This window comes from Barrientosiimonas endolithica (assembly GCF_030296655.1).
Classification (GTDB): Bacteria; Actinomycetota; Actinomycetes; order Actinomycetales; family Dermatophilaceae; genus Barrientosiimonas; species Barrientosiimonas humi.
This window is the reverse complement of sequence record NZ_AP027735.1, coordinates 2382264-2406721: the sequence shown is the minus strand read 5'-3', so window position 1 is coordinate 2406721 and position 24458 is coordinate 2382264. Positions and strand designations below refer to the sequence as shown.

Here is a 24458-nt window from a genome sequence, read left to right as displayed (position 1 = left end):
TACGGCGACACCCACGACAGCTTCCTCGAGGTCGACCTCGGCAAGACGCTGTTCAACACCGGCAGCGTGGGCAACCCGCTCGACGACGGCGTCCCGCTGTACGTCGTCCTCGAGGGCGTGCTCGACAGCCCCGACCCCGCGCCGTTCGGCATCCAGTTCGTGCGGGTGCCCTACGACGTCGAGGCCGAGCTCGAGGTCTCGCGCCGGCTGGGCGCCCCCGAGCACGACCTCTACGTCGCCGAGCTGCGCGAGCGCCGCTACCGCGGTGACGTACGCCGGGGGCTGGCTCCGGCGTACCACCGCGGCTGAGGCGCCGCTGCCTCAGCGGGCGTCGTCGCCGCCCGTGCCCGGCGCGGTCTCGGTCGGCGCGTCGCCGGCGTCGGACTGGGCCTCCTCGTCGGCCGCGCGGTCGGCGCCGGAGGACTGCCGCTCGCCCGCGGTCGGGCCGGCGTCGCCGTCGCCCTCGTCATCGTCACGCTCGTCGCGCCGCGGGGTGCCCTCGTCGCTGAAGATCGGTCGCGCGGGCTCCTGACCGGAGTCGGTGGAGTACTCGTCGCGCACCTTGTCCCACTCGGCCATCTTGTCGCGGTCGACGTCGACCTTGAGCTCCTCGTCCATGTCGCCGGCGCGCTCCTGGCGGGTGGGCTCGCGGTCGGTCACCGGCTGCTGGGGCACGTCGTCGCGCGGCGCGTCCTGCGTCTCGCGCGCCTCCTCGTTCCGCGCGTCCTGCTCGGGCGTCGCCGGCGGCTCCTGCTCGGGCGCCTGCGTCTCCGACGTGGGCTGCTGCGGGTCCTGCTCGCTCATGGCTCTCCTCGGGTCGGGCTGCGATGCCGATCACTCTCGCCGCTAGTCCACCACCTCCACCACCCCACGCAGGGTGAGCGTGACCGCGGAGTCGGCGCGGACGTACGAACTCGCTAACCTGGAGGGCGCCGGCGTGGGTGATAACCCGCGGATGGCCCAGAAGGGCGCGCCGGGGACCCGGAACACGAGGAGTTCTTTTCACATGTCCTTCGACCACAAGGTCCGCGACCTGTCGCTCGCCGAGGCGGGCCGGCACCAGCTGCGCCTGGCCGAGCACGAGATGCCGGGCCTGATGTCCATCCGCGAGGAGTTCTCCGAGAGCCAGCCGCTCAAGGGCGCCAAGATCGCCGGCTCGCTGCACATGACCGTGCAGACCGCGGTGCTCATCGAGACCCTCACCGCGCTGGGCGCCGAGGTGCGCTGGGCCTCGTGCAACATCTACTCCACCCAGGACGAGGCCGCGGCCGCCGCGGTCGTCGGCCCCGACGGCACCCCCGAGGACCCGCAGGGCGTCCCGGTGTTCGCCTGGAAGGGCGAGACGCTCGAGGAGTACTGGGACTGCACCAACCAGATCCTCACCTGGCCCGGCGGCGACGGGCCGAACATGATCCTCGACGACGGCGGCGACGCCACCATGCTCGTGCACAAGGGCATGGAGTGGGAGCAGGCCGGCCAGGTGCCGCCCACCACCGACGAGGACTCCGAGGAGTTCGCCGTCTTCAAGGAGCTCGTCCGCCGCACCATGGCCGACGACCCGCAGAAGTGGACCAAGATCGGCGCCGGCATCAAGGGCGTCACCGAGGAGACCACCACCGGCGTGCACCGGCTCTACGAGCTGGCCAAGACCGGTGACCTGCTCTTCCCGGCGATCAACGTCAACGACTCGGTCACCAAGTCCAAGTTCGACAACAAGTACGGCTGCCGCCACAGCCTCATCGACGGCCTCAACCGCGCCACCGACGTGCTCATCGGCGGCAAGGTCGCCGTGGTGTGCGGCTACGGCGACGTCGGCAAGGGCTGCGCCCAGTCGCTCGCCGGCCAGGGCGCCCGCGTCGTCGTCACCGAGATCGACCCGATCTGCGCGCTGCAGGCCGCAATGGAGGGCTACCGCGTCGCCCGGCTGGAGGACGTGCTCGCCGAGGGCGACATCTTCGTCACCACCACCGGCAACTTCGACGTCATCACCGCCGAGCACATGGTGCAGATGAAGGACAAGGCGATCGTCGCCAACATCGGCCACTTCGACAACGAGATCGACATGGCCGGCCTGGCCAAGATCGAGGGCGTCAAGAAGACCGAGATCAAGCCGCAGGTGCACGAGTGGACCTTCCCGGCCAGCGGCGACCGCCCCGAGCACTCGATCATCGTGCTCTCCGAGGGCCGCCTGATGAACCTGGGCAACGCCACCGGCCACCCGTCGTTCGTCATGTCCAACTCGTTCGCGAACCAGACGATCGCCCAGATCGAGCTGTTCACCAAGCCGGGCGAGTACGACAAGCAGGTCTACGTCCTGCCCAAGCACCTCGACGAGAAGGTGGCCCGGCTGCACCTGGACGCGCTGGGCGTACGCCTCACCGAGCTGACCAAGGAGCAGGCCGACTACATCGGTGTCGACGTGGCGGGCCCGTACAAGCCCGAGCACTACCGGTACTGAATCCTCTGCTGCGCCTCCTCGCAGCTCGGAAGAGCCCGGCCCGGACTTCGTCCTTGGCCGGGCTCTTCCCGTGCTGGTCGTCGGCTCCGCCGCCGGCCGCCGGCGTACGGGTCGGGTCTCCCCGTGGTTCTTGGTGAGAGTGCGCGATGCGCCCACCGGGTGCGTACGGCATGGGCCACTCGTGCACACTCACGGCACGGCCTGCTGGTGCCGGGGATCCCCAGCGGCGCGTGTGAAGATATCCGGGCAACGGCTCACGGACAGTCTGGGAAGGAACGCCACGTGAACGGTCGCGTACTCGTCGTCGACGACGACCCCGCCCTCGCGGAGATGCTGGGCATCATCCTGCACAACGAGGGGCTGGAGGTCACCCACGTCGCCGACGGCTCGCTCGCGGTGCAGGCCTTCCGCGACAGCAAGCCCGACGTGGTGCTGCTCGACGTGATGCTGCCGGGCATCGACGGGGTCGAGGTGTGCCGTCGCATCCGGGCCGAGGCACTGACCCCGATCATCATGCTGACCGCCCGCACCGACACCGTCGACGTGGTGCTGGGGCTGGAGTCCGGCGCCGACGACTACGTCACGAAGCCGTTCAAGCCGCAGGAGCTCGTGGCGCGGGTGCGCGCCCGGCTGCGCCGCGGCGACGAGCCCGAGCCCGAGAAGCTGACCATCGGCGACCTGTCGATCGACGTCGCCGGCCACAGCGTCACCCGCGAGGGGCGGCCGATCTCGCTCACGCCGCTGGAGTTCGACCTGCTCGTCGCGCTCGCCCGCAAGCCGTGGCAGGTCTTCACCCGCGAGGTGCTGCTGGAGCAGGTCTGGGGATACCGCCACGCCGGCGACACCCGCCTGGTCAACGTGCACGTGCAGCGGCTGCGCTCCAAGATCGAGCGCGACCCCGAGCACCCCGAGATCGTCCTGACCGTGCGCGGGGTCGGCTACAAGGCGGGGTCGCGCTAGCCCATGTCCACCGCTGAGACCGACGAGGGCGCCGCGGCCGGCGCCCCGGTCGGCTCTCGGCCCGCGTCACCGCCGCTGCCCGACCCCACCCTCGGCGACCGGCTGCGCCTGACCCGGATGCGCACGGGCTGGTACGTCCGTCGCGCCCTGCGCTCGTTGCTGCGCCCCTGGCGTCGCTCGCTGCACCTGCGCGTCATGACGATCACCATGCTGCTCGGCATGCTGCTGACGTTCGCGCTCGGCTCGTTCATGTACCAACGGGTCGCCGACGGGCTGGTCAGCGCCAAGCTGCGCACCTCCGAGCAGGACGCCGCGGCCCGTCGCGGCGACGCCCAGCGCATCCTCGCCGAGGTCGAGAAGACCGACGCGAGCACGCTCGGCCAGGCCGCCGAGGACAGCGTCAGCGACGTCTCGTCGGCCGACGACCTGTCGCGGCGGGCGGTGCTCATCCGGGCGCTCGACAACACGACCCAGTCGGTGCCGCCGGTCGCCAGCGAGAGCACCTCCACCAGCGTCGTGCCGCAGGACATCCGGGAGGCGCTGCGCGCCGACCCGACCCACCAGCAGTCGAAGATCATCACGATCGACGTCGACGGGCGCCAGGTGCCGGCCGTGCTCATCGGCTCGCGGGTCAGCATCCCCAACTCGGGGGCGTACGACCTCTATCTGATCTACCCGATGGACCAGGAGCTGGAGACGCTCGACATCGTGCGGCGCTCGTTCTTCCTGGGTGGCGTGGCGCTGGTCGCGATCCTCGGTGGCCTGGCGTACATGGTGACCCGGATGGTCGTGAGCCCCGTCCGGCAGGCGCGGCACGTCGCGGAGCGGCTGTCGGCGGGTGCGCTCAACGAGCGCATGCGGGTGCAGGGCGAGGACGACCTGGCCCGCCTGGCGACCTCGTTCAACGGCATGGCCGGCAACCTGCAGCAGCAGATCCGCCAGCTCGAGGACCTGTCGGTCGTGCAGCAGCGGTTCACCTCCGACGTGTCGCACGAGCTGCGCACCCCGCTCACCACGATCCGGATGGCCGCCGACCTGCTGCACGCCAGCCGCGACGACTTCACCGCCCCGGCCGCCCGGTCCGCCGAGCTGCTGCACAAGGAGCTCGACCGCTTCGAGTCGCTGCTCACCGACCTGCTCGAGATCAGCCGGTTCGACGCCGGCGCCGCCAACCTCGAGCTCACCCAGGTCGACCTGCGCGACATCGTCGGCCGGGTCGTCGACGCCTCGGCGACGCTCGCCGAGCGCGCCGGCACCTCCATCACGGTCGACGCCCCGCGCCCGGCCACGGCCGAGATGGACCAGCGCCGCGTCGAGCGCATCGTGCGCAACCTCGTCACCAACGCCATCGAGCACAGCGAGGGCAAACCCGTCGAGATCACCGTCGCGGCCGGCGCCACCGCCGTCGCCGTCGCGGTGCGCGACCACGGCGTCGGCATGAAGCCGGGCGACGCGTCGATGGTGTTCAGCCGGTTCTGGCGGGCCGACCCCGCGCGGGCGCGCACCACCGGCGGCACCGGCCTCGGGCTGTCGATCGCGCTCGAGGACGCCCGGCTGCACGACGGGTGGCTGCAGGCCTGGGGCGAGCTGGGCGAGGGTTCCTGCTTCCGGCTCACGCTGCCGCGCACCAAGGGCGAGCCGATCAAGCGCTCCCCGGTGCGGCTGGTCCCTGACGGCGACGCGACCGGCCCGATCGTGATCCCCGAGGAGGTGCGTCTGCGATGAGCCGCCGCGGACGTACGCCCCTCGGCCTTCCCGAGGCCGCCGGGCCTGGGGGAGTGGCCGCGGACGTACGCCCCTCGGCCGTCCCGGCGGTGCGCTCCTGGCCGCGCTCACCGCGGTGCTCCTGCTGCTCACCGGGTGCACGGGCCTGCCGCGCGACAGCGAGGTCGAGCCGCGCCTGACCGTCGACAACGCCGACCAGCGTCCGGCGATCGTCGTCGAGCCCGAGCCGCCGGGTGTCGACGCCGGGCCGGAGGAGATCGCGGCCGGGTTCATCCGGGCACACAACGGGGTGCCGGAGGGGTTCGCGACGGCGCGGCAGTACCTCGCCGGCACCGCGCTGGACGGGTGGAGCCCCGACCAGGGCATCCTGCTGCTGAGCAGCAGCAACCTCAGCGCCCGCCGCATCGCCGGGGGCCGCGTCGTCGTGACGGCCGTCGCCGAGGCCCAGGTCGACCCCGAGGGGCACGTGACGCAGCTGCCCACCGAGGAGCGCCGCACCCTGCAGCTCGGGGTGTCGCAGGTGGCGGGGGCGCCTGGCGGGTGACCTCGGTGCCCGACGACCTCGGGCTGTGGCTGAGCGTCGCCGACTTCGAACGGCTCTATCAGCCGAAGCGGGTCTACTTCGCCTCGCAGAACGGCCCGAAGGTGCTGCTGCCCGACGTCCGCTGGTTCCCCGAGGCCGGCATGACCACCGCGCTGGCGCGCGCCGTCATCGGTGCGCCGCCCACCTGGCTGACCGGGGTCGTGCGCAACCGGCTGCCCGCGGGCACGCGGCTGCAGCCCAACGCGGTGCCCGTCTCGGCCACCGACCGCACGGCGACGGTGACGCTGTCGCGCGAGGCGCTCGGCGCCAGCCCGCTGGATCGCGAGGCGCTGTGGGCCGCGATGCTGCAGACGCTGAGCCAGGCGCCGGGGGTGAGCCGGGTGCAGCTCATGGTGGGCAGTGCCCGCCTCGAGGCGCCCGGAATGGGGCCCGACTCCTCCGTCGAGGACCTCGACTACTCCGTGGTCCCGGCTCCCAGCGGCCCGGTGATCGTGCGCAAGGACGCCAAGCTGGTGTGGAACAACAACGACAACGACTCTCGGCGCCCGGCCCCGACCCCCACCGACCGCGAACCGCTGCCGACGATCCCGTCGCAGTGGTACCAGCTCGCCGGCGACTCCCGCGGCCGGGAGATCGCGGCGATCGCGGGCGACCGCAAGACGTTGGGCCGGTGGATCGCCGGGAAGCTGACGTCGCGACCGTCGTTCGGGACGCAGCTGGTGCGGCCGGCGTACGACGGGCAGAACGACCTGTGGGTCGCCGGGCAGGCGCTGACCGCCGCCGGACCCGGTCAGTCCGGCGGCCGGCCGGCGGCGGAGAACCCCACGACGGGACCGCCGACGATCTGGGTGATCGACACCCGCCAGCCCGTGCAGCAGGCGCAGCCGCAGCCGGTGACCGCGCCCTGGCTCGGGCAGCGCGACGTGGTCGCGCTCGCGGTCTCGCCGGAGAGCGCGCGGCTGGCGCTGGTGGTGCGCGACCGCTCCACCCGGCGCACCAGCCTGCTGCTGTCGGGCATCGTGCGCGACAGCAGCGGCGAGGTCGACAGCCTCGGCACGCCCGTCGTCGTCAACCCGGCGATCAGCGACCTGTCGTCGGTCACCTGGGCCGACGAGACGACCCTCGGCGTCCTCGGCCGGATGCCCTCCAGCCCGGAGCGGGTCGAGCCGATCATGGTCCCGCTGAGCGGGCTCGCCCAGCCGCTCGGCCCGGCGCCCGGCGCGACCGCCGTGGTGGGCAGCTCGATCCCGCAGGACCGCGTCTTCGTCGTCACCGACCGCGGCACCGTGCTGGCCCGCGAGGGGCGCAGCTGGGAGGTCTTCGACCAGGGCGACGACGTGGTGGCGCCCGCGCCGTAGCGCGCCCGGGTGGTTGCTCGCCAGCGCCAGTCCGTCGTACGCCCCGCGGACGCCGTCGTCCACACCCGCGCCGCCCGAGCGCGCGCCAGTCCTTCGTACGCCCTGCGCGCCGTCGTCCACACCCCCGCCGCCGCTCCCGCGCCCGTCCACAGGCCCGCCGTACGTCCTCGCGCACCTGGCGCGCGCCCGCTGGACTCGACCCGTGCTGCGCGAGCTGGCCGACCTGGTCGCGCCGGTCGACTGCGTCGGGTGCGGGGCGCGGCGGGCGCACCTGTGCCCGGGGTGCCGCGCCGAGATCGCCCGCGCGGCGCGGGCCGGGCCGCACCTGGCTCGGGTGTGCCCGCCGCCGGCGGGGCTGCCGCCGGTGTGGACGCTGCTGGCGTACGACGGGGCGGTGCGCCAGGCGATCGTCGCCCACAAGGACCACGGCCGGCTCGCGCTGCTGCCGCTGCTCGCGGGGCTGTGGCGGCGGTCGCTCGCGGGTGCGGTCGAGGGCGACCCGGTGCTGCGCGCGGCGCTGCTCGAGCGGCGCGTGGTCGTGATCCCTGCGCCGTCGTCGGCACGTGCCTGGCGCGAACGGGGCCGGGACCCGTGGGAGGAGGTGGTGCGGCACGCGCTCGCGGGGGAGTCGTTGCCCGTGGCGCGGCGCGCGCTGCGGGTGCGGCGTGCCGTGCGCGACCAGGCCGGTCTCGGCGCGAGCGCGCGGGCGCGCAACCTGGCCGGGGCGCTCGCGGTGACGCGCGACCTGACCGGGTGCGCGGTCGTGCTCGCCGACGACATCGTCACGACCGGAGCCACGCTGACCGAGGCCGCGCGCGCCGTCCGGGCCGCCGGCGCGGCCTCCGTGCACGCCGCCGTGATCGCCTCCACCGTGCGTCGCGGACGCCCGTCGGGGTGATTCGTGGACGCTCTGCTCCGGGTCGACTACCGTGACGTCATGGAGCACCTGCTGCCAGCCCGCAGCGGTCCCCGAGGTGTCGAGCCGCAACCGGTTCCGCCTTGGGAGGTGCCCGGTGACCACCCCCTCCTCCCGACGCTGGAGGGTGCCGCCCGCTCACTCTGACCGGGCCTGGACAGCCCTTTCGTCAATCATGCGTTCGCACCAGGAGGTTGCCCATGGAGATCACGGTCACGGGACGTCACGCTGAGGTCCCCGATCGATTCCGCCGACACATCGAGGACAAGCTGGCCAAGGTCGGCCAGCTCGACTCACGGGTCATCCGATGCGACGTGGTGGTGACCCACGAACCCAACCCCCGGCAGGCCAAGGCCGCCAAGCGGGTCGAGATCACCTGCCGGGCCAGGCGCGCCGTGGTGCGCGCCGAGGCGAGCGCCGACGAGGAGTACGCCGCGCTCGACCTCGCCATGACCAAGCTGCTGGAGCGTCTGCGCCGCCAGCACGACAAGCGCCGGGTGCACCGCGGCCGCCAGACGCCGCTCTCGGTGGCCGAGGCCACCGCCGCGCTCGCCCAGCCGGATCCGGCGCAGGCCGATGGTGAGCCGGCCGTACGCCCGGATGCCGCCAAGGTCGGGGGTGACGAGGACTGCCCCGTGCGACTGCGCGAGAAGGTGCACCAGAGTCACCCGATGAGCCTGGACGAGGCGCTGAGCCAGATGGAGCTCGTCGGGCACGACTTCTTCCTCTACCACGACGTGGACACCGACCGGGCCTCCGTCGTCTATCGCCGCCGCGGCTGGAGCTACGGCGTGATCCACCTCGAGGTCGACGAGTCCTCGCGTCCCGAGCCGCAGCAGAGCGAGACCGCATGACGCCACCCTGGCGCCCAGGGTCTCGCGCGATGCGCTCACGGCGTCGCTGATGGCGCACCGCGGACCCGCCGTCGACGGCCAGGACACCGGGCTCATCCGGGTCCTGGTCGTCGACGACTTCAATCTCTACCGACGCGGCATCTCCACGGTGCTCGAGCTCGAGGCCGACATCGAGGTCGTGGGCGAGGCCGAGACCGCCGAGCAGGCGGTGCGGCTCGCCGCCGAGCAGCGCCCCGACGTGGTGCTGATGGACATCTACCTGCCCGGGGGCAGCGGCATCGAGGCGTGCGCCGCGGTCAAGGCGTCCTCGCCGCTGTCGCAGGTGCTGATGATCACCGCCTCCGACGACGCCGACGACCTCACCGACGCGGTGCGCGCCGGGGCCACCGGCTATCTGCTCAAGGACGTCGGCCCCGACGAGCTGGTCGCCGCGATCCGCGGGGCCAGCCGGCACGAGTCGCAGCTGTCCGGGGCGATGGCCGGACGGCTCATGTCGAGCTACGCCAGCCTGCTGCGCAGCGAGCCGCCACGACCCGAGCCGCCGGAGCCGCACGGCGCGCTCACCGAGCGTGAGCGTGAGGTGCTCGTCCTCGTCGCGCGCGGGCTGAGCAACAAGGGGATCGGCGACGAGCTCTTCATCTCGGAGAACACCGTGAAGAACCACGTGCGCAGCATCCTCGAGAAGCTCGAGCTGTCTTCTCGCGTCGAGGCGGCGATGTACGCCGTCCGCGCCGGCCTCGTGCCCGACGAGCCCGTCGACGACGAGGCCCGATGACCCGTCCGCTCCGCATGTCCAAGGCTGCCGCACGCCGTATTGCGTTGGCAGCACAAGGTTTTCGCGACCAGAAACCTGATCCTGGCGCTGCCACGATGCGCCAGGTGCAGCGCCTGATCGACCGGGTGGGCGTGGTGCAGATCGACTCGGTCAACGTGGTGTGCCGCAGCCACTACCTGCCGTTCTTCTCCCGGCTCGGGCCCTACGACACCGCCCTGGTCGACCGCGCCCGCGACCGGGCGCCGCGGCGGCTGGTGGAGTACTGGGCGCACGAGGCCAGCCTGGTCCCGCCCGACACCTGGCCGCTGCTGGACTTCCGGATGCAGTGGGCACGGGAACGGGCGTGGGGCGGGATGCGCAGCATCGTGCACGAGCGCCCCGACCTGATCCCGCTGGTGCGCGAGGAGGTCGCGGCGCACGGACCGCTGACTTCTCGCGAGTGCGAGCGTCGGTTGGCGCACGACCAGCCCCGCGCCAAGGAGCACTGGGGGTGGAACTGGTCGGAGGTCAAACGGGTGCTGGAGTTCCTGTTCTGGTCGGGCGAGATCAGCAGCGCGGGGCGTACGGCGCAGTTCGAGCGCCGCTACGCCCTGCCGGAGCAGGTGCTGCCGAGACACCTTGCTGCGCAAGCGGTCTCGGCGGAGGCTCGCCCCTCGCCCGAGGAGGCGTGCCTCGAGCTGGTGCGGATCGCCGCCCGGGCCCACGGGGTCGGCACGGAGCTGTGCCTGCGCGACTACTTCCGGATCATGTCGGCCCAGGCCCGCCCCGCGATCGCGCAGCTGGTGGCCGACGGCGAGCTGATCCCGTGCGAGGTCGAGGGGTGGAGCAGGCCCGCCTATCTGCATGCCGACGCCGCCAGGCCGCGCGCCGTGCACGCGGAGGCGCTGCTCAGTCCGTTCGACTCGCTGGTGTGGCAGCGCGAGCGCACCGAGATGCTGTACGACTTCCGCTACCGCATCTCGATCTACACGCCCGCGCACCAGCGGACCGAGGGCTACTACGTGCTGCCGTTCCTCTACGGCGACTCGCTCGCCGCGCGGGTCGATCTCAAGGCCGACCGGAAGGCGTCGACGCTCCGGGCGCTGCAGGTGACCTGGGAACCCGACGCGCCGGCAGCCGCCCACGCCGGCCTGGCCCAGCAGCTGCGGCTGATGGCCGACTGGCTGGAGCTCACCGACGTCGTCAGCTGAGGGAGCTCAGGGCTGGACGCCCGGGCGCCCCGTCGTCCGGCCCGTCCGGGCGTGCTGTCCCCGTCAGGGCGTTTGCTGCCCCTCTGCCGGGGCGTTGCTGTCCCTCAGCGGGGTGGCTGCGCCCAGAGGGTGTCGGTGCTCAGAAGGGTGGCGGGGCCCAGAGGGTGGCTGCGCCCAGAGGGTGTCGGTGCTCAGAAGGGTGGCGGGGCGTCGAGGAGGTCGGCGTGCTGGGGGTAGGTGAAGCGTTGTTCGCCGGTGATGGCGGTCCAGGTGCAGATGCCGTCGGGGGTCATGGTGACGGTCCAGGCGCCGGACTGTTTGGCGCGGTGGTGGGTGCGGCACAGGCACTGCAGGTTGCTGCCGGTGGTCTGGGCGTCGGGGTTGTCGGCGTCGTAGGGGTTGACGTGGTCGATGTCGGCGTGCTCGGCGGGGCGGGTGCAGCCGGGGAAGCGGCAGGTGCCGTCGCGGAGCCGGATCGCCTCGGCCAGGGCGTGGCTGGGTTTGTAGGGGGTGCGGGCGGGGGAGGGGCCGGTGAGCAGGGCGCCGGTGGTGGTGTCGAGCAGGGCTCGGCTCAGGGTCAGGCTGCCGGCGCGCAGGATGGCGGTGATGACGTCGGCGGGGATGACGCCCAGGCCGGGGATCTGGACGTGGTCGATGCTGCCGGGGCGGTGGAGCACGTCGCGGATCGGCGGCAACGACTCATCATGCTCGTCAGGGACCGCCGCCCCGTGATCGGCAGGGAAAACCACGCCGGGCTCGGCAGCGGCAGCCGCCTCGGACTCGGGCCGCAGCTGCGTCGCCCCGGCGGCGTCGGGTGTCCTGGACGTGGTGAGGTCGAGCAGCACCGTGCCGGGCACGTGGGCGATGGTCAGCCTGGCGTCGCGCGGCGCGAGGCCCGCGGGCGGGGCGCCGGAGGGCGCGGGACGCGTGTCGGGTCCACGGCTCGGCCCCGGGGCAGGGGCCTGCTTGTCGAGGCCGGCGAGGTCGAGGCCGTCGAGGTTCTGCGCGTGGTTGCTGCTCGGCGGGTCGCTGTCGGGGCGGTCGGTGGGTATGTCGTGGTGGTCGAGGAGCCGGATGAGGCTTTCCTCGACGACGGAGCGGGTGCGTTCTGCGCGGCGTAGCTGGTCGGCGACGCGGTGCATCCACGCGGTAGGGACACGGTCGGGGACCTTGTCGGTCAGGTCGGCCAGCAGCTCATCCACCCGGTCGCGAGACACCAGCTCCCGCGGGCCAGGGGGCACTCCAGGCACGCCAGCACTGCCGGGTGTCGCAGGGATCCAGCCCGATCCTGTCCTGGGCGGTCCGGCCTGGGCAGCGTCGGCGCCGTCACCCGGGGTCGAGGGCGAATCCGTAGGTTTGGCAACAGGTTTCGGCGGCCGTGACGGGTCCGTGGCCGGTCGCGGCGTGACCGTCTCGGGCGGTGCCGTCGTCTTCTGGACGCTGGGACCCTGGGTCTCCGGCTGCGGTTCTGCCACCGGCGCAGGCGCCTGTGTTGCCGGCGGTTTCGGTTCTGCGGCCGGGGTGGCGGGGAAGGGGATGATCGGGACCAGGAGGGTGGCGGTGGTCTCGATGCTGGCCTGGGCCATGAGCAGGTCGCGCAGCGCATCGGTGCGGCACTCGCCGAGCTTGGGCAAGGGGTTCTCTCCCCTGCGCGCCGACCGGGACGTCCTCGGCCGCATCGGCGGCCTGGGTGGCGGCGCGCCGGGCGGGGTCGCAGTCGGCGTCGTGCACGGCGCCGAACCCGCCCGATGCGCAGCACGGCTGGCGGTGGGTGGTGCGCGGGCAGCAGCCACACTCACCGGTCCGCTGCTCCTGGCGCGCGTCCCGCTGTTGCGCGTCCTGCTGCTGCTGTTCGTGGTGGGTCTTGCGGGCGGTGGTGTGGTAGCGCCAGGCGAGGGCTTCCAGGGCTTGTTGCATGGTGACCGCGTCGTGGGTGCGCAGGGTCGCGTTCATCACGCTCAGCCCGGGCAGCGGGCCGGGGAGAACCACACCCCGAGCCGGTCGCGGGTGGCGCGTTCCCGGGCGACGGGTTCGGCCTCGGGGCGGGCGGCGTAGACCGCGGCCTTGGCGACCTTGCCCAGCCGGGACGGGGGCAGGTCCTCGATCCCGCGCAGCAGCAGCTGGTGCTCCACTCCCTGGGCGGTGCTGCGCCGGTGGGCGGGTTCGACGTCGACCAGCGCATCACCCACGGCCTCGACCTGGGCCCGGGACAGTGCGCCGGTGGCCATCGCATCGACCAGCTGGGGGAAGAACGCGACCGCCTCGACCGCCTGGGCCAGCACCCGCCGGGCGGTGACCGGCCCCAGCGCGAGCAACCCTTGCAGGTCGGCCGCGGCGGTGTCGCGCACCCGCCCGGTCGGGCCCTTGCGCAGCGTGTACGTCGACCGGCCGGACTCCGGGTCGTACACCGTGTGCGTCTCGGTCGCGGCGTGCTCGGCCAACCGGTGGGTCTGCACCGCCGAAGCAGTGTTGATCAGCTCGTGCAGCGCCCCGACCTGGGCCAGCACCGTCGCCGGGTCCAGCTCACCCTCCCCGGACCGGTCCGCCTCCGGCGCGATGCCACCCGAGGCCCGCGTGTAGGCCGCCTGCAACGCAGCCGAGGCCACCGCGAGCAGCTCGCCCGTGGTGTGCTCCGCAGCATCCAGATCGACCATGCGACACAACCTAGAACCGACCACTGACAAGCCCTCGAAAACCCCGCCAAACCAAGGATATCCGGCGATCAGACCTCACCCGAGGGCGCTGTCGACCTCGGCGATGGCGGCCGTCACGAACGCCCGCGCGGCGGTGTCCGCCGGGCCCAGATCGGTGCCGGCCAGCTGCGCCGCCCGCGCCCGCCGTACGACCTCGCCGGGCTTCTCGCGATCCGCCCACCAGTCGGCGCCGGCGAGCTTCGAGAGCAGCACCCCGTCGCGGACGTACGCCACCGCCCGGCACGCGTTGAGCACCGCGTAGCGCTCGTCGGCCTGGGCGAGCCCCCAGCGCAGCTCCCGCCCGACGTACGCCAGCAGCACCTCACGCGCGACCGCCCCCACGACCTCGGCCGGGGGCGGACCGGCGATGCGCAGCCCGGACTGCCGGACGACGGCGTAGTGGGCGATCAGGTCCTCGTCGCCCGCGCCGAGCCCGGTGATCACCCGGTCGGGGCCGGCCACGTGCAGGACGAACGGCCACGGCGCCGCGGGCCGCGCTGCCGCGGCGGGCGTCACCACCGAGAGCTCCAGCGGCCGGCCCGGCACCGCCAGCAGGGCCTGCCCCAGGTGGGCGTCGCACCCCGACTCCTCGGCGACCACGAGCACGTCGAGGTCAGAACCCGGTCCGAACCCGCCCAGTGCCGCCGAGCCGTGGACGTACACCCCGACCAGGCCGGGCAGCCTGTCCTGGCACAACCGCGTGACGGCGTCCGCCTGTGCGGACCACGGTGCGTCCATGCGAGCAAGTCTGTGTCATCCACGGCGGCCTCAGGGGGCATGCGTCCGGCCACGGCGCCCCGAGTCCAAGAGATCTTCCAGGATGGGCATATCACCCGAAAGGACCTATCCGTCTGGCCTAGTTAGCGCGAGAATCGTTGGCACGCAGTACGGGGTCGGCTGTCCGAAATGTGTCTCCGACAAGCACCGTGGGGGTAGCGGTGAACGAGCAGTACCTGCCATCCAATCCTGCCCGGAACCAGACGGGCCACATCTCCCGCCGAACCGTCGGCAAGGGCATCGCGTGGAGCGTGCCCGTCATCGCGATCGGCGCCCGCGCGCCGGCCATGAGCGCCAGTCCACCACCTGCGGGTTACCACGAGGTGACCTTGCTCGGCTGGAACAACGCCCTCGACGTGAGCAACTCCGAGTTCCGGGCCGACTTCACGATCGTCGTGCAGACCGGGGAGCTGCCGGCCCAGATCCAGTACCGCTACAACCCGACCGGCAGCACCGACATGCTGACGCTCACCCGGGTGCCGGACGTGCAGGCGTCGGTCGACCAGGTGTACGGCATCGTCGCGACCGAAGAGCTCGGCAACGGGCTGCAGAAGCTCTACATCTCCGCGCGCGGAGACCTCGACGTCAGCTCGCCGAGCACCCCGAGCACCTATCAGGAGACCATCCAGATCACCTGGCAGGACGGCACGACCACCCGCACGTCGTTCCCGATGCTCGTGACCTCGCGCAACAACGAGGGTCGTCCCGTCTCGGTGAACGCCTGGGACACCACGACCTCGGGCCTGCCGGGGTATGTCGGGCCCAACTCGCAGACCGGCTGGGGCAACGTCGTCCCGGCCGGCAGCACGGACACGCTGCAGGGGGCGAAGTTCCACGTCGACGCCGTCAACTCCGGGCGGGACGCGGCGACGGGCAACGACGTCACCGACGAGCTGTACTACCAGTTCGTCCGGGGCGACAACGGCGCCGCCGCCAGCGTCACGCCGACCCCGGTGCGGATCAGCATCACCAACCACGGCTCCGGCGTGGAGGGCGCGCTGCTCACCGAGCTCGGCAGCTTCTCGCTCGACTCGCCCGGCTATTACAAGCTGCTGGTCTGGCCGCAGTCGCGCAACTCCTCGGGGGCGGCGACGCCGACCAGCGACGGCGTGGCCTGGCGACCCGGGGTCGATCCCGGGCAGCAGGTCGGGTCGGTCTTCTGGAAGATCTCCTGACCCGCGCGCCACGTGCCGCGCGCCACGAGCCGCTCGGGGGCGACTGGTTCAGCTCCTCCAGTCGCTCTCGAGCAGCTCGAAACGCACCAGGTCGACGGTCGAGCCGTCGCCCAGCGTCTCGGCCTGGTGCTCGATCCCGTTGCGGCTGAACCCGATTCGCTCGGCGACCGACTGCGAGGCCGCGTTGCCGTCGGCGGCGATCAAGACCGTGCGGTGTCGTCCGAGCCCGCCCTCCTCGGACGGCAGGAAGGCGTGCCGCACCGCGAGTCGTACGCCCTCGGTCACCGCGCCCCGCCGGCGCGCCTGCGGGAGCGCCCAGTAGCCCACCGCTGCCGTCCTCGGCCGCGGGCCGCGCAGGCCGGAGAGCTGCAGCGAGCCGAGCGGCTCGTCGGTGCGGACATCGGCGATGCACCAGGTGATCGACGTCCCCGCCGCCGCGTCCTCCCGGGCCTGGTGGACGTACGCCAGCGCGGCCTTCTCGTCGTACGGCTCGGGGAGCCCGGCGAGCCAGTGCCGCGTCGTGGGGTCGGTGCAGGCGTCGACGATCGCTGCCGCGTCGGCCGCGCGCCACGGCCGCAACCGGACCCGCTCGCCGTCGACCGCCGGGATCTCCACCGCGACGGGCCGGTCGACCCACTCGCGCAGCAGCTCGTAGTAGGCGCCGTCGGAGCGCTCCCCGTCGGCGGCGACGTAGGCCTGGTGATCCTCGCCCCACAGCCGAAAACCGTTGCGCAGCAGCACAGCTCGCGACGCGTAGTTGTCGAGCACCGTGCCCGCGTGCAGCCGGTCGAGCCCGGCGCCATCGTCGTCGGTCGGCCGGAAGGCGTGCTCGACGACCGCCGCGAGGGCCTCGTCGAGATACCCCTTCCCGCGGCCGCCGGGGTGGAGCCAGTAGCCGACCTCGCCGTGCCCGACCTCGCGGTCGATGCCGAACACGGCGATCGAACCGAGCACCTCGTCCGTGACCCTGTCCGCGATCGCGAAGTCGTGAGTTCCCTTGTCGCGGTAGTGCCCTCGCCGCCGGAGGAACTCGTCGAACGTCTCTGCGGTCGGCACCACGCCGGCGGGCATGCCGCGCAGCGCGGCCTCGTCAGGGCCGGCCCCCGGCGCCGGGCGGTCCGACTCCCGCCACGGGCGAAGCCGCAGCCGGGCAGTCTCGATGACCGTGTCGGGCGCGGGCTCGACCCGGGTCGCCGCTCGGTCGTCGGAGGCCAGCAGCTCGAACGAGACCGCGTCGAACGCCTCCTTCGGGTCCTGCCCGGCGTGCGTGAGCACCTGCTTCTCCAGCAGCACCTCGCGGAAGCCGGCCCGCCGCAGCGCGCGCTGCGAGGCCCGGTTGCGGGCGTCGGTGCCGGCCCACAGCCGGTGCACCCCGAGGCCGGTGAGCCCGGCCGGGTCGGTCCGCTCGGCGAACGCGTGGTCCACGACCAGGTCCAGCGCCGTGGCGAGCACGCCGCGGCCGCGTGCGCCGGGCGTGAGCCAGTAGGCCACCATCCCGCTGCCGCGCGTCGCGCGCGAGTCGAGCTGGTCGATCTGGATGCCGCCGAGCACCTCGTCGGTCTGCGCGTCGGCGACGCACCAGTGCACGCCCTCCCCGGCCGCCATCGACGTGCGAGTGTCGAGCAGCCAGGTGTCGAACGACTCGGGCGCCGGCACCATCGTCTGGGTGACGACGTAGCGCCGAGCGGTCTCGTCGGGCCCCGCGTCCGGGCGGTCCGAGTCGCGCCACTCCCGCAGCCGAATCCCGTTGCCCTGCAACGGTGCCGGCTCCCACCAGGGGAGTCGCGGCTCGCGCGCCGCGTCGGCGTCGAGGTGCCCGACCCACAGGTCGTCGCGCATCCCGGACGGCGTGACGTGCTGCCCGGGCCAGGTGCCGTCGAGGCTGAACCCGTTGGCCCACGCGACCCGCCACGAGGCGAGATTGCCGCGAGCCGCGCGCCAACCCATGGTCTCGACGCCGTCCTGCGCGAAGGCGTACGCCAGCACCAGCCCGACCGCCCGCGTCGCCACCTGCTTCCCGCGCGCGTCCGGGTGCAGGCCGAAGCCGATCTCGGCGGCTCCGGCGCCGCGCACGGAGTAGTTCACCGTCCCGGCGAACCGGCCGTCCACCTCGACCGCCCACCACCGGCCGGAGCCGTCGGTCCACTCCGCGGCGACCTGCGCGAGGAACGCGTCGGCCTCGGCGGGCCCGTACGGCGTCGGCACCGTGGTCCAGCGCCGCGACCGTTCGTCGCTCACCTGCTCCACGACGCGCGCCGCGTCCTGCGCGCGGTGCCCGCGCAACCGCACGTCGCCATCGGTCAGCTCGGGCACGCTCGCGGTCGCCATGCCTGGCATCCCACCAGCAGCGGCCACCGCCCTCAACCGGGTTTCGCGCGCGTCGAGCCCACAAGGGGCACGACCTAGGAACGCTTGACCCTGACACGATGTCAGCCGGTCGTGTGGGGGTCGTCATGTTGAGCATCGGAGCATTCGCCCGGCTGGTCGGAGTGTCCGTCCGCATGTTGCGGCACTACGACCGGCTCGGCCTGCTCGTGCCCGCGCGGGTCGACGAGTTCAGCGGCTACCGCTACTACTCGCCGGACCAGCTCGACCGTGCCAACCAGCTCGTGGCCCTGAAGGATCTCGGCTTCTCGCTCGACGACGTCGGGCGGTTGCTGGCCGAGCCGCAGAGCTCCGACCTGGTCGCGCAGATGCTGCGGGAGCGTCGGACGGCGCTGCTGGAGCAGATGCGCACGGACGAGCAACGAGTGCGGCAGGTGGAGGCGAGGCTCCGACTGATCGAGAAGGAAGTCCCCATGTCCGAGCACACCTATGTCGAGACCGACCTGCCCGAGCTGCGCCTGGTGCAGCTGTCGGCGCGGGTCACCGAGATGAGTCAGATCGAGTCCGAGATCGGGCCCATGTTCCAGCGGGTCAACGAGGCGGTCGAGCGGGCCGGCGCCACCCGGGTCGGCCCCGGGGTCGCCCACTACACCGGCGACGGCGACGAGCTGGTCGCCGCCGCTGCCGAGCAGGTCGGCGACGCCCCGACCCCCGACGGTCTCGAGCCGGTCCGGCTCGCGGCGGCGCCCCGCGCGCTGACCGTGCGCTACACCGCCCCCGACCTGGTCGGTCTGCCGCAGGCCTGGCAGGGGCTGGTGCGCGAGGTGGAGCGGCGTGACCTGACGCCGGCGGGCACCGCGCGGGAGATCTACCTCGCCACGCCGTACGACGGCGCCGGCTCGGGCTGGGACGTCGACCTGCAGCAGCCGGTCGAGTAGCCGAGGCACTGAGTACTGCTGCGGTTCGGCGACGATGCCGGCAGGCCGGAGCTTGCGACGGATGAGTTCTGCTGCGGTTCGGCGACGATGCCGGCAGGCCGGAGCTTGCGACGGGCTGCCGGAGGAGGAGCCGAGCCCAAGAGGGATAAGAGCCGGCCGCCGCGGGCACGGATGCACCCGGAAGGACGTTGACCGTCTAACCTGGGTTGGTCTGCCACGGCGACGTCGATGACGTGTGCCCGCGGCGGCGTACCCGAGCAGTTCGACCGACGCCCGCGACGCGGGTGAGACCAGGAGCCCTGAGCGTGCCGAAGATCGTCGAGAAGGTCCTGCGTGCCGGTGAGGGGCGCCTGCTCAAGCGCCTCGAGGGGATCGCCGAGCAGGTGAACATCCTCGAGGAGGACTTCCAGAAGCTCAGCGACGCCGAGCTGAAGGCCGAGACGGCGGCGTTCAAGAAGCGCCTCGCCGACGGCGAGACGCTGGACGACCTGATGCCCGAGGCGTTCGCGGCGGTGCGCGAGGCCAGCGTGCGCACCATCGGCAAGCGGCACTTCGACGTGCAGCTCATGGGCGGCGCGGCGCTGCACCTCGGCAACGTCGCCGAGATGAAGACCGGTGAGGGCAAGACGCTCGTCGCGACGCTGCCGTCCTACCTCAACGCGCTGTCCGGCAAGGGCGTCCACGTCGTCACGACCAACGACTACCTCGCGGAGTACCAGTCGGAGCTGATGGGCCGCATCCACCGCGCCCTCGGCCTCGAGACCGGCGTGATCCTGGCGTCGATGACCCCCGAGCAGCGCCGCGAGCAGTACGCCAAGGACATCACCTACGGCACCAACAACGAGTTCGGCTTCGACTACCTGCGCGACAACATGGCCTGGTCGCTGGAGGAGATGGTCCAGCGCGGCCACAACTTCGCGATCGTCGACGAGGTCGACTCGATCCTCATCGACGAGGCCCGCACCCCGCTGATCATCAGCGGCCCGGCCGACGAGGCCACCAAGTGGTACGTCGAGTTCTCCAAGATCGTGCAGCACCTCAAGCGCGCCAAGAAGGACTCCGACAACAAGGTCGTCCAGGGCAGCGGCGACTACGAGGTCGACGAGAAGAAGAAGACCGTCGGCCTGCTCGAGAGCGGCATCGAGAAGGTCGAGGACCTGCTCGGCATCGACAACCTTTACGAGGCCCAGAACACCCCGCTCATCGGCTACCTCAACAACGCCATCAAGGCCAAGGAGCTGTTCAAGCGCGACAAGGACTACGTCGCGATGAACGGCGAGATCCTCATCGTCGACGAGCACACCGGCCGCATGCTCGCCGGCCGTCGCTACAACGAGGGGATGCACCAGGCGATCGAGGCGAAGGAGGGCGTCGACATCCAGAACGAGAACCAGACGCTCGCCACGGTCACCCTGCAGAACTACTTCCGCATGTACGACAAGCTCTCCGGCATGACCGGAACGGCCCAGACCGAGGCCGCCGAGCTCTACCAGATCTATAAGCTGGGCGTCGTCAGCATCCCCACGAACAAGCCGATGATCCGCGACGACCAGCGCGACCTGGTCTACCGCACCGAGAAGGCCAAGTTCGCCGCCGTCGTCGACGACATCGTCGAGCGCCACAAGGACGGCCAGCCCGTCCTGATCGGTACGACCTCGGTCGAGAAGAGCGAGTACCTCTCCGACCAGCTGCGCCGCAAGGGCGTCCCGCACGAGGTGCTCAACGCCAAGCACCACGAGCGCGAGGCGACGATCGTCGCGCAGGCCGGTCGCAAGGGCGCGGTCACCGTGTCGACCAACATGGCCGGTCGAGGCACCGACATCATGCTCGGCGGCAACCCCGAGTTCATGGCCGTGGCGGCGCTCAAGGCCAAGGGCCTGGACCCGGAGGAGACCCCGGAGGAGTACGAGGCGCAGTGGGACGAGGCGCTCGCCAAGGCCGAGAAGTCGGTGGCCAAGGAGCACGAGGAGATCCTCGAGCTCGGCGGGCTGTACGTCCTCGGCACCGAGCGGCACGAGTCTCGCCGCATCGACAACCAGCTGCGCGGTCGCGCCGGTCGCCAGGGCGACCCCGGCAAGAGCCGGTTCTACCTGTCGCTGCAGGACGACCTGATGCGCATGTTCAACGCCACGATGGTCGACCGGTTCATGCAGACGGCCAAGATCGAGGACGAGGTCCCGATCGAGTCCAAGATGGTGACCCGCTCGATCGCCAGCGCGCAGAGCCAGGTCGAGGGCCGCAACTTCGAGATCCGCAAGAACGTCCTGAAGTACGACGACGTCCTCAACCGCCAGCGCGAGACGATCTACGCCGAGCGCCGCCGGGTCCTGGAGGAGGACCTGGAGGACCAGATCCGCTTCTTCATCAACGACACGGTCGACGCCTATGTCAACGGCGCCACGGCCGAGGGCTTCTCCGACGACTGGGACCTGGAGACGCTGTGGAAGGCGCTGCAGGACCTGTACCCGGTGAGCATCAGCGTCGAGGACGTGGAGTCCGAGGTCGGTGGCCGCGCGGGCATCACGCCCGACCTGCTGCAGGAGGAGCTGCGCTCCGACGCCCAGCACGCCTACGACACCCGGGAGGAGCAGCTCGGCGAGCGGGTCATCCGCGAGGTCGAGCGGCGCGTCGTGCTGTCGGTGCTGGACCGGCAGTGGCGCGAGCACCTCTACGAGATGGACTACCTCAAGGAGGGCATCCACCTGCGGCAGATGGCCCAGCGCGACCCGCTCGTGGAGTACCAGCGCGAGGGTTACCAGATGTTCGAGGCGATGAACGACGCCATCAAGGAGGAGTCGGTCCAGCACCTCTTCCACGTCGAGGTCGACCCGGCCGAGGTCGAGGCGTCGCTGCCGGCCCCGCAGCAGAAGAACATCCAGCTGTCCGCCCCCGGCGAGGACGGCACCGTCGAGGAGCACCAGGTCGACGCCGAGGGTCGCGTGCTCGACGAGGACGCGTCCCTGCCGCGGGCCGAGCGGCGGGCCAAGGCCAAGGCCGACAAGGCGGCCGACTCCGCCGCCGCGACCGCCTCGCCCAAGGGCACCGGCGGCTCGAAGTCCAAGAAGCGCAAGAAGGCCAAGGCGCGGCGCTGACGCACGGCGCGGCGCGTCGGGGTGCGGCTGCAGGCCGTACGTCTGTGGCGGCGGCCCTGACGTGAATCGCCTGTCCGCGTGACGGGAGTGCCCGCGTCTCGCGGGCTCAGCCGAACAGCACGTCGCTGACGACCCAGCGGCCGTCGGTGCCCTCGAGGCGCAGCGCGAGCGCGCGCACGCGCCCTCGAGCAGCACGACGGCGCTGATCTCGGCGATGCCGTCGCCGGGCTCGCACACGTGCACCCGGCGGATGCGGGGCGGGGCGAGCTTGGCGCCGCCGCGGCGCAGGGCGATCACGTGCCGCTCGGTGAGCAGGCGCAGCGGCTCGGGCGCGAGGTGGCGCTGCAGCTGCCGTGGCGGCCGTGCCCCGGTCACGCACTCGAGCACGCGGGCGATGAGCTGCTGGGCGAACCATCCTGGGTCGGGCAGGCAGTCGCGCGTGGTGCGCTGCGGGCCGAAGTCGGGGTCGGGGCGCTCGTCCTCCTCGAACGACACCGCCAGGCTGCCCTGGACGTAGCGCGGCTCGGCTCCCAGCCGCAGCCCTGACCGGGCGGCCTGGGCGTAGCGCACGTGCACCTCCTCGGTGGTGAGGGGGCGCGGCTCGCAGTCGCCGGCCGGCCGGATCTGCAGGCGCCGCACGGTGGTCGGACGGTCGTCGATGGTCACGGCGCTCATGAGACAGCCTCCTGGGAGGGACGGAGCAGGACGGTTCCGGGCAGCAGCAGGTCGGGGTCGGCCCCGATGGCCTCGCGGTTGGCGGCGAACCAGCGCGGCCACGCCTCGGCGATCTCGCGGGCGGTGGCGGTGGGGCCGAGGTCGCGCTCGACGATGCTCCACAGCGTGTCGCCGCGGTGCACCACGATCTCGCCCGACGCCGGGGCGCACCGGCCCAGCAGGCCGGCGCGGTCGAGAGTCGAGCTGGGCTGCAGCCGCGGCCCGCTGCCGACCCAGCCGGGCTCGGGCGCCGTCGGGGGAGCGCACCCGCGCGCGGTGGTCGGGTCCGCCGGACGCTGGTCGCCGGGCGCGAGGTCGGGGGAGGGCGCGGAGCGCGAGCCGGCCGGACGCTCGTCACGCGGCGCGAGGTCGGGGAAGGGCTGGGAGCGCTCGCCCGCCTCACCCTCCGCGAAGTCGGGGGCCGGCGCCGAGCGGGGCGCGAGCAGGTCGGGCGAGGAGCGGCGCTGCCCGCGCTGATCGTCACGGTGGGCGCGCTCACCGCCGTCGCGGTGGTCGTGCCGCCGAGCGAGCCGAACGCCGTCGCGGCGAGCAGCAGGCCGGTGATGCGGGTGGCCAGCGCGGGGGAGAGCCGCGGCGTGCGGCGGTCGACCACGGCCGGGTGGCTGGGGCGCACCGCCCGGGCCAGCTCCAGGCTGCACACCGTGACCAGCAGCGCCAGCCACAGCAGACCGGCCAGCAGCACCACGAGCGCGACGAGCGGCACGACGTCGTCGACCCGCAGCAGCGGCGCGGCGCGCAACCGCTCCAGCTCGCGCCAGGTGGCCGAGCCGGTGAGCCACGCGGCGGTGAGCAGCGCGACCGCGAGCAGCAGGCCCGCTCCCGCGGCGCGCAGCCGGTGCGCGCGGGAGGGAGCCGTGGGGGCGGTGGACGTCGTCATGTGCCGAGTAAAGCAGATCAATGACGATCTGTGTCGATCTTTGACCATCTGTGCAGATCTGCGCATCGGGCTACCCTGCTCGCGTGCACCGGTGGCAGGACCTGTTCGCAGACCTCGAGGCCCAGCTGCGCCATGCCGAGCAGCGCGAGCTGGACGCCGAGGTGTCCGACCGCACCCGTCGGGAGCGCTCGGAGGTGCGTTGGCTCGACCGCGCGGCCGCCAACCTCGGCGCGTCGCTGGTGATCAGCACCGCGGTGGGGCCGGTCGCGGGGCGGCTCGACGACCTCGGGCGCGACTGGCTGCTGCTGGGTGACGAGCGCGGGCGCCAGGCCACGCTGCTGCCGGCCGCGGCGGTGCTCGGTGTCTCCGGCCTCGGGCGGGCTGCTGACGGCGACGAAGGGCTCGGGCGGCGGTTCGGCATCGGGGTGGCGCTGCGCGCGGTCAGCCGCGACCGGGCCGCCGTGGAGCTGCGCGACACCGCCGGCTCGCACGTCGCGGGCACCATCGACGTGGTCGGCGCCGACTACCTCGAGGTCGCCGAGCACCCCGTCGACGTGCCCCGCCGCCCCGACTCGATCACCGGGATGCGGGTCGTGACCTTCGCCGGCCTGGTGCTCGTCCGCCGGGTGTGAGCGGCGCAAGGGCAACGACGCGACGGCGACGACGCGGGGCCGGTGAGCCTGCGAGTCGGCTCCGGTGCAGGAGCCGACGCCGACCAGCTACTCGGAGAAGCTCTCGCGCTGGATCTCTTCGCGGGTCTGGGCGTACTGCCGCTGGATGAACTTCTCCAGCTCCTCGGTCTCGATCCGCCAGCCGCCGAGCACCTTGATGGCCGGGAGCTCCCCGCTCTTGACGAGGGCGTACGCCTGTCGCGCCGAGATGTTCAACGTCTCGGCGACGTCGGCGATGGGCACGAAGCGCGGCACCTCATCCTCCTCGGGCTGGGTCGGCGGTCGACGGTCTCGGGGTCATTCTCGCGCACCCGCGCCAGTCCCGCCGCACGGGTTGTGGACAACCGTCGTCGCGGCGTCCGGACCAGGGCTGCCTGTGGATGACGCGGAGCACG

Annotated in this window: 20 protein-coding genes and 1 pseudogene; 13 read left to right on the top strand and 8 right to left on the bottom strand. The window is 72.6% G+C overall.

Annotation, left to right across the window (positions count from 1 at the left end):
* Window positions 1-321: 321 nt before the first annotated feature.
* Window positions 322-804: a hypothetical protein gene (locus QUE40_RS12165; protein WP_289231124.1), complete on the bottom strand. Its 483-nt coding sequence runs from the start codon at window positions 802-804 to the stop codon at window positions 322-324.
* Between the two features lie 202 nt (window positions 805-1006).
* On the opposite strand from QUE40_RS12165, the gene ahcY reads away from it, so the two are divergent.
* The 9 genes from ahcY (at window position 1007) to QUE40_RS12120 (ending at window position 10780) form a co-directional block, all read left to right on the top strand.
* Window positions 1007-2458 (top strand): adenosylhomocysteinase, encoded by a 1452-nt coding sequence (gene ahcY, locus QUE40_RS12160; RefSeq protein WP_142005869.1) that lies wholly within the window; start codon window positions 1007-1009, stop codon window positions 2456-2458.
* A gap of 282 nt (window positions 2459-2740) precedes the next feature.
* On the top strand, window positions 2741-3418 hold the full coding sequence (mtrA, locus tag QUE40_RS12155) for an MtrAB system response regulator MtrA (protein ID WP_142005868.1): 678 nt from the start codon (window positions 2741-2743) through the stop codon (window positions 3416-3418).
* Window positions 3419-3421: 3 nt separating this feature from the next.
* Window positions 3422-5143: an MtrAB system histidine kinase MtrB gene (gene mtrB, locus QUE40_RS12150; protein ID WP_236022364.1), complete on the top strand. Its 1722-nt coding sequence runs from the start codon at window positions 3422-3424 to the stop codon at window positions 5141-5143.
* A gap of 115 nt (window positions 5144-5258) precedes the next feature.
* On the top strand, window positions 5259-5687 hold the full coding sequence (locus QUE40_RS12145) for an LpqB family beta-propeller domain-containing protein (RefSeq protein WP_289231123.1): 429 nt from the start codon (window positions 5259-5261) through the stop codon (window positions 5685-5687).
* A gap of 5 nt (window positions 5688-5692) precedes the next feature.
* Complete coding sequence (locus QUE40_RS12140; protein WP_289231122.1) at window positions 5693-7045, top strand: GerMN domain-containing protein; 1353 nt, start codon at window positions 5693-5695, stop codon at window positions 7043-7045.
* Window positions 7046-7247: 202 nt separating this feature from the next.
* Window positions 7248-7943 (top strand): ComF family protein, encoded by a 696-nt coding sequence (locus QUE40_RS12135; protein ID WP_142005866.1) that lies wholly within the window; start codon window positions 7248-7250, stop codon window positions 7941-7943.
* Window positions 7944-8161: 218 nt separating this feature from the next.
* Window positions 8162-8815, top strand: a complete 654-nt coding sequence (hpf, locus tag QUE40_RS12130) for a ribosome hibernation-promoting factor, HPF/YfiA family (protein ID WP_289231121.1) — start codon at window positions 8162-8164, stop codon at window positions 8813-8815.
* 49 nt (window positions 8816-8864) lie between these two features.
* On the top strand, window positions 8865-9590 hold the full coding sequence (locus QUE40_RS12125; protein ID WP_289231120.1) for a response regulator: 726 nt from the start codon (window positions 8865-8867) through the stop codon (window positions 9588-9590).
* Window positions 9587-10780: a winged helix-turn-helix domain-containing protein gene (locus QUE40_RS12120; RefSeq protein ID WP_289231119.1), complete on the top strand. Its 1194-nt coding sequence runs from the start codon at window positions 9587-9589 to the stop codon at window positions 10778-10780. Before QUE40_RS12125 ends, QUE40_RS12120 begins: the two co-directional genes overlap by 4 nt.
* 191 nt (window positions 10781-10971) lie before the next feature.
* On the opposite strand, the gene QUE40_RS12115 is transcribed toward QUE40_RS12120, so the two are convergent.
* From QUE40_RS12115 to QUE40_RS12105, 3 genes are all read right to left on the bottom strand, one after another.
* On the bottom strand, window positions 10972-11982 hold the full coding sequence (locus tag QUE40_RS12115) for an HNH endonuclease signature motif containing protein (RefSeq protein WP_289231118.1): 1011 nt from the start codon (window positions 11980-11982) through the stop codon (window positions 10972-10974).
* 756 nt (window positions 11983-12738) lie between these two features.
* Window positions 12739-13434: a hypothetical protein gene (locus QUE40_RS12110; RefSeq protein ID WP_289231117.1), complete on the bottom strand. Its 696-nt coding sequence runs from the start codon at window positions 13432-13434 to the stop codon at window positions 12739-12741.
* Window positions 13435-13509: 75 nt separating this feature from the next.
* Window positions 13510-14211 (bottom strand): nucleotidyltransferase domain-containing protein, encoded by a 702-nt coding sequence (locus QUE40_RS12105; protein ID WP_289231116.1) that lies wholly within the window; start codon window positions 14209-14211, stop codon window positions 13510-13512.
* A gap of 290 nt (window positions 14212-14501) precedes the next feature.
* Between QUE40_RS12105 and QUE40_RS12100 the strand changes: the two genes are divergently transcribed.
* Window positions 14502-15425 carry a hypothetical protein gene (locus QUE40_RS12100; protein WP_289231115.1) on the top strand — a complete coding sequence of 308 codons (924 nt, stop codon included), beginning with the start codon at window positions 14502-14504 and terminating at the stop codon, window positions 15423-15425.
* A gap of 48 nt (window positions 15426-15473) precedes the next feature.
* Here the strand turns inward: QUE40_RS12100 and QUE40_RS12095 are convergent, their stop codons facing one another.
* Window positions 15474-17753 carry a GNAT family N-acetyltransferase gene (locus QUE40_RS12095; RefSeq protein WP_289231114.1) on the bottom strand — a complete coding sequence of 760 codons (2280 nt, stop codon included), beginning with the start codon at window positions 17751-17753 and terminating at the stop codon, window positions 15474-15476.
* Between the two features lie 128 nt (window positions 17754-17881).
* Here QUE40_RS12095 and QUE40_RS12090 point away from each other — a divergent pair, with 128 nt between their 5' ends.
* The gene (locus QUE40_RS12090) at window positions 17882-18688 is read left to right on the top strand and encodes a MerR family transcriptional regulator (RefSeq protein WP_289231113.1); all 807 of its coding nucleotides are present in this window, start codon (window positions 17882-17884) and stop codon (window positions 18686-18688) included.
* Window positions 18689-18993: 305 nt separating this feature from the next.
* Window positions 18994-21780, top strand: a complete 2787-nt coding sequence (secA, locus tag QUE40_RS12085) for a preprotein translocase subunit SecA (protein ID WP_289231112.1) — start codon at window positions 18994-18996, stop codon at window positions 21778-21780.
* 249 nt (window positions 21781-22029) lie between these two features.
* On the opposite strand, the pseudogene QUE40_RS19270 reads toward secA, so the two are convergent.
* Window positions 22030-22455 (bottom strand): annotated as a pseudogene (locus QUE40_RS19270) (Rv3235 family protein); the annotation flags it as partial.
* The gene (locus tag QUE40_RS12075) at window positions 22452-23153 is read right to left on the bottom strand and encodes a LysM peptidoglycan-binding domain-containing protein (protein WP_289231110.1); all 702 of its coding nucleotides are present in this window, start codon (window positions 23151-23153) and stop codon (window positions 22452-22454) included. The gene QUE40_RS12075 and the pseudogene QUE40_RS19270, both read right to left, overlap by 4 nt.
* A 322-nt stretch (window positions 23154-23475) precedes the next feature.
* Between QUE40_RS12075 and QUE40_RS12070 the strand changes: the two genes are divergently transcribed.
* Window positions 23476-24024, top strand: a complete 549-nt coding sequence (locus QUE40_RS12070; RefSeq protein ID WP_142005856.1) for a hypothetical protein — start codon at window positions 23476-23478, stop codon at window positions 24022-24024.
* 87 nt (window positions 24025-24111) lie between these two features.
* Here the strand turns inward: QUE40_RS12070 and QUE40_RS12065 are convergent, their stop codons facing one another.
* The gene (locus QUE40_RS12065) at window positions 24112-24318 is read right to left on the bottom strand and encodes a helix-turn-helix domain-containing protein (protein WP_142005855.1); all 207 of its coding nucleotides are present in this window, start codon (window positions 24316-24318) and stop codon (window positions 24112-24114) included.
* Between the last annotated feature and the right edge of the window lie 140 nt (window positions 24319-24458).

Coding starts and splice junctions, on each gene's coding strand:
- QUE40_RS12165 (WP_289231124.1), bottom strand. CDS start 804: ATGAGCGAGCAGGACCCGCAGCAGCCCACGTCGGAGACGCAGGCGCCC.
- ahcY (WP_142005869.1), top strand. CDS start 1,007: ATGTCCTTCGACCACAAGGTCCGCGACCTGTCGCTCGCCGAGGCGGGC.
- mtrB (WP_236022364.1), top strand. CDS start 3,422: ATGTCCACCGCTGAGACCGACGAGGGCGCCGCGGCCGGCGCCCCGGTC.
- hpf (WP_289231121.1), top strand. CDS start 8,162: ATGGAGATCACGGTCACGGGACGTCACGCTGAGGTCCCCGATCGATTC.
- QUE40_RS12125 (WP_289231120.1), top strand. CDS start 8,865: ATGGCGCACCGCGGACCCGCCGTCGACGGCCAGGACACCGGGCTCATC.
- QUE40_RS12120 (WP_289231119.1), top strand. CDS start 9,587: ATGACCCGTCCGCTCCGCATGTCCAAGGCTGCCGCACGCCGTATTGCG.
- QUE40_RS12110 (WP_289231117.1), bottom strand. CDS start 13,434: ATGGTCGATCTGGATGCTGCGGAGCACACCACGGGCGAGCTGCTCGCG.
- QUE40_RS12105 (WP_289231116.1), bottom strand. CDS start 14,211: ATGGACGCACCGTGGTCCGCACAGGCGGACGCCGTCACGCGGTTGTGC.
- QUE40_RS12095 (WP_289231114.1), bottom strand. CDS start 17,753: ATGGCGACCGCGAGCGTGCCCGAGCTGACCGATGGCGACGTGCGGTTG.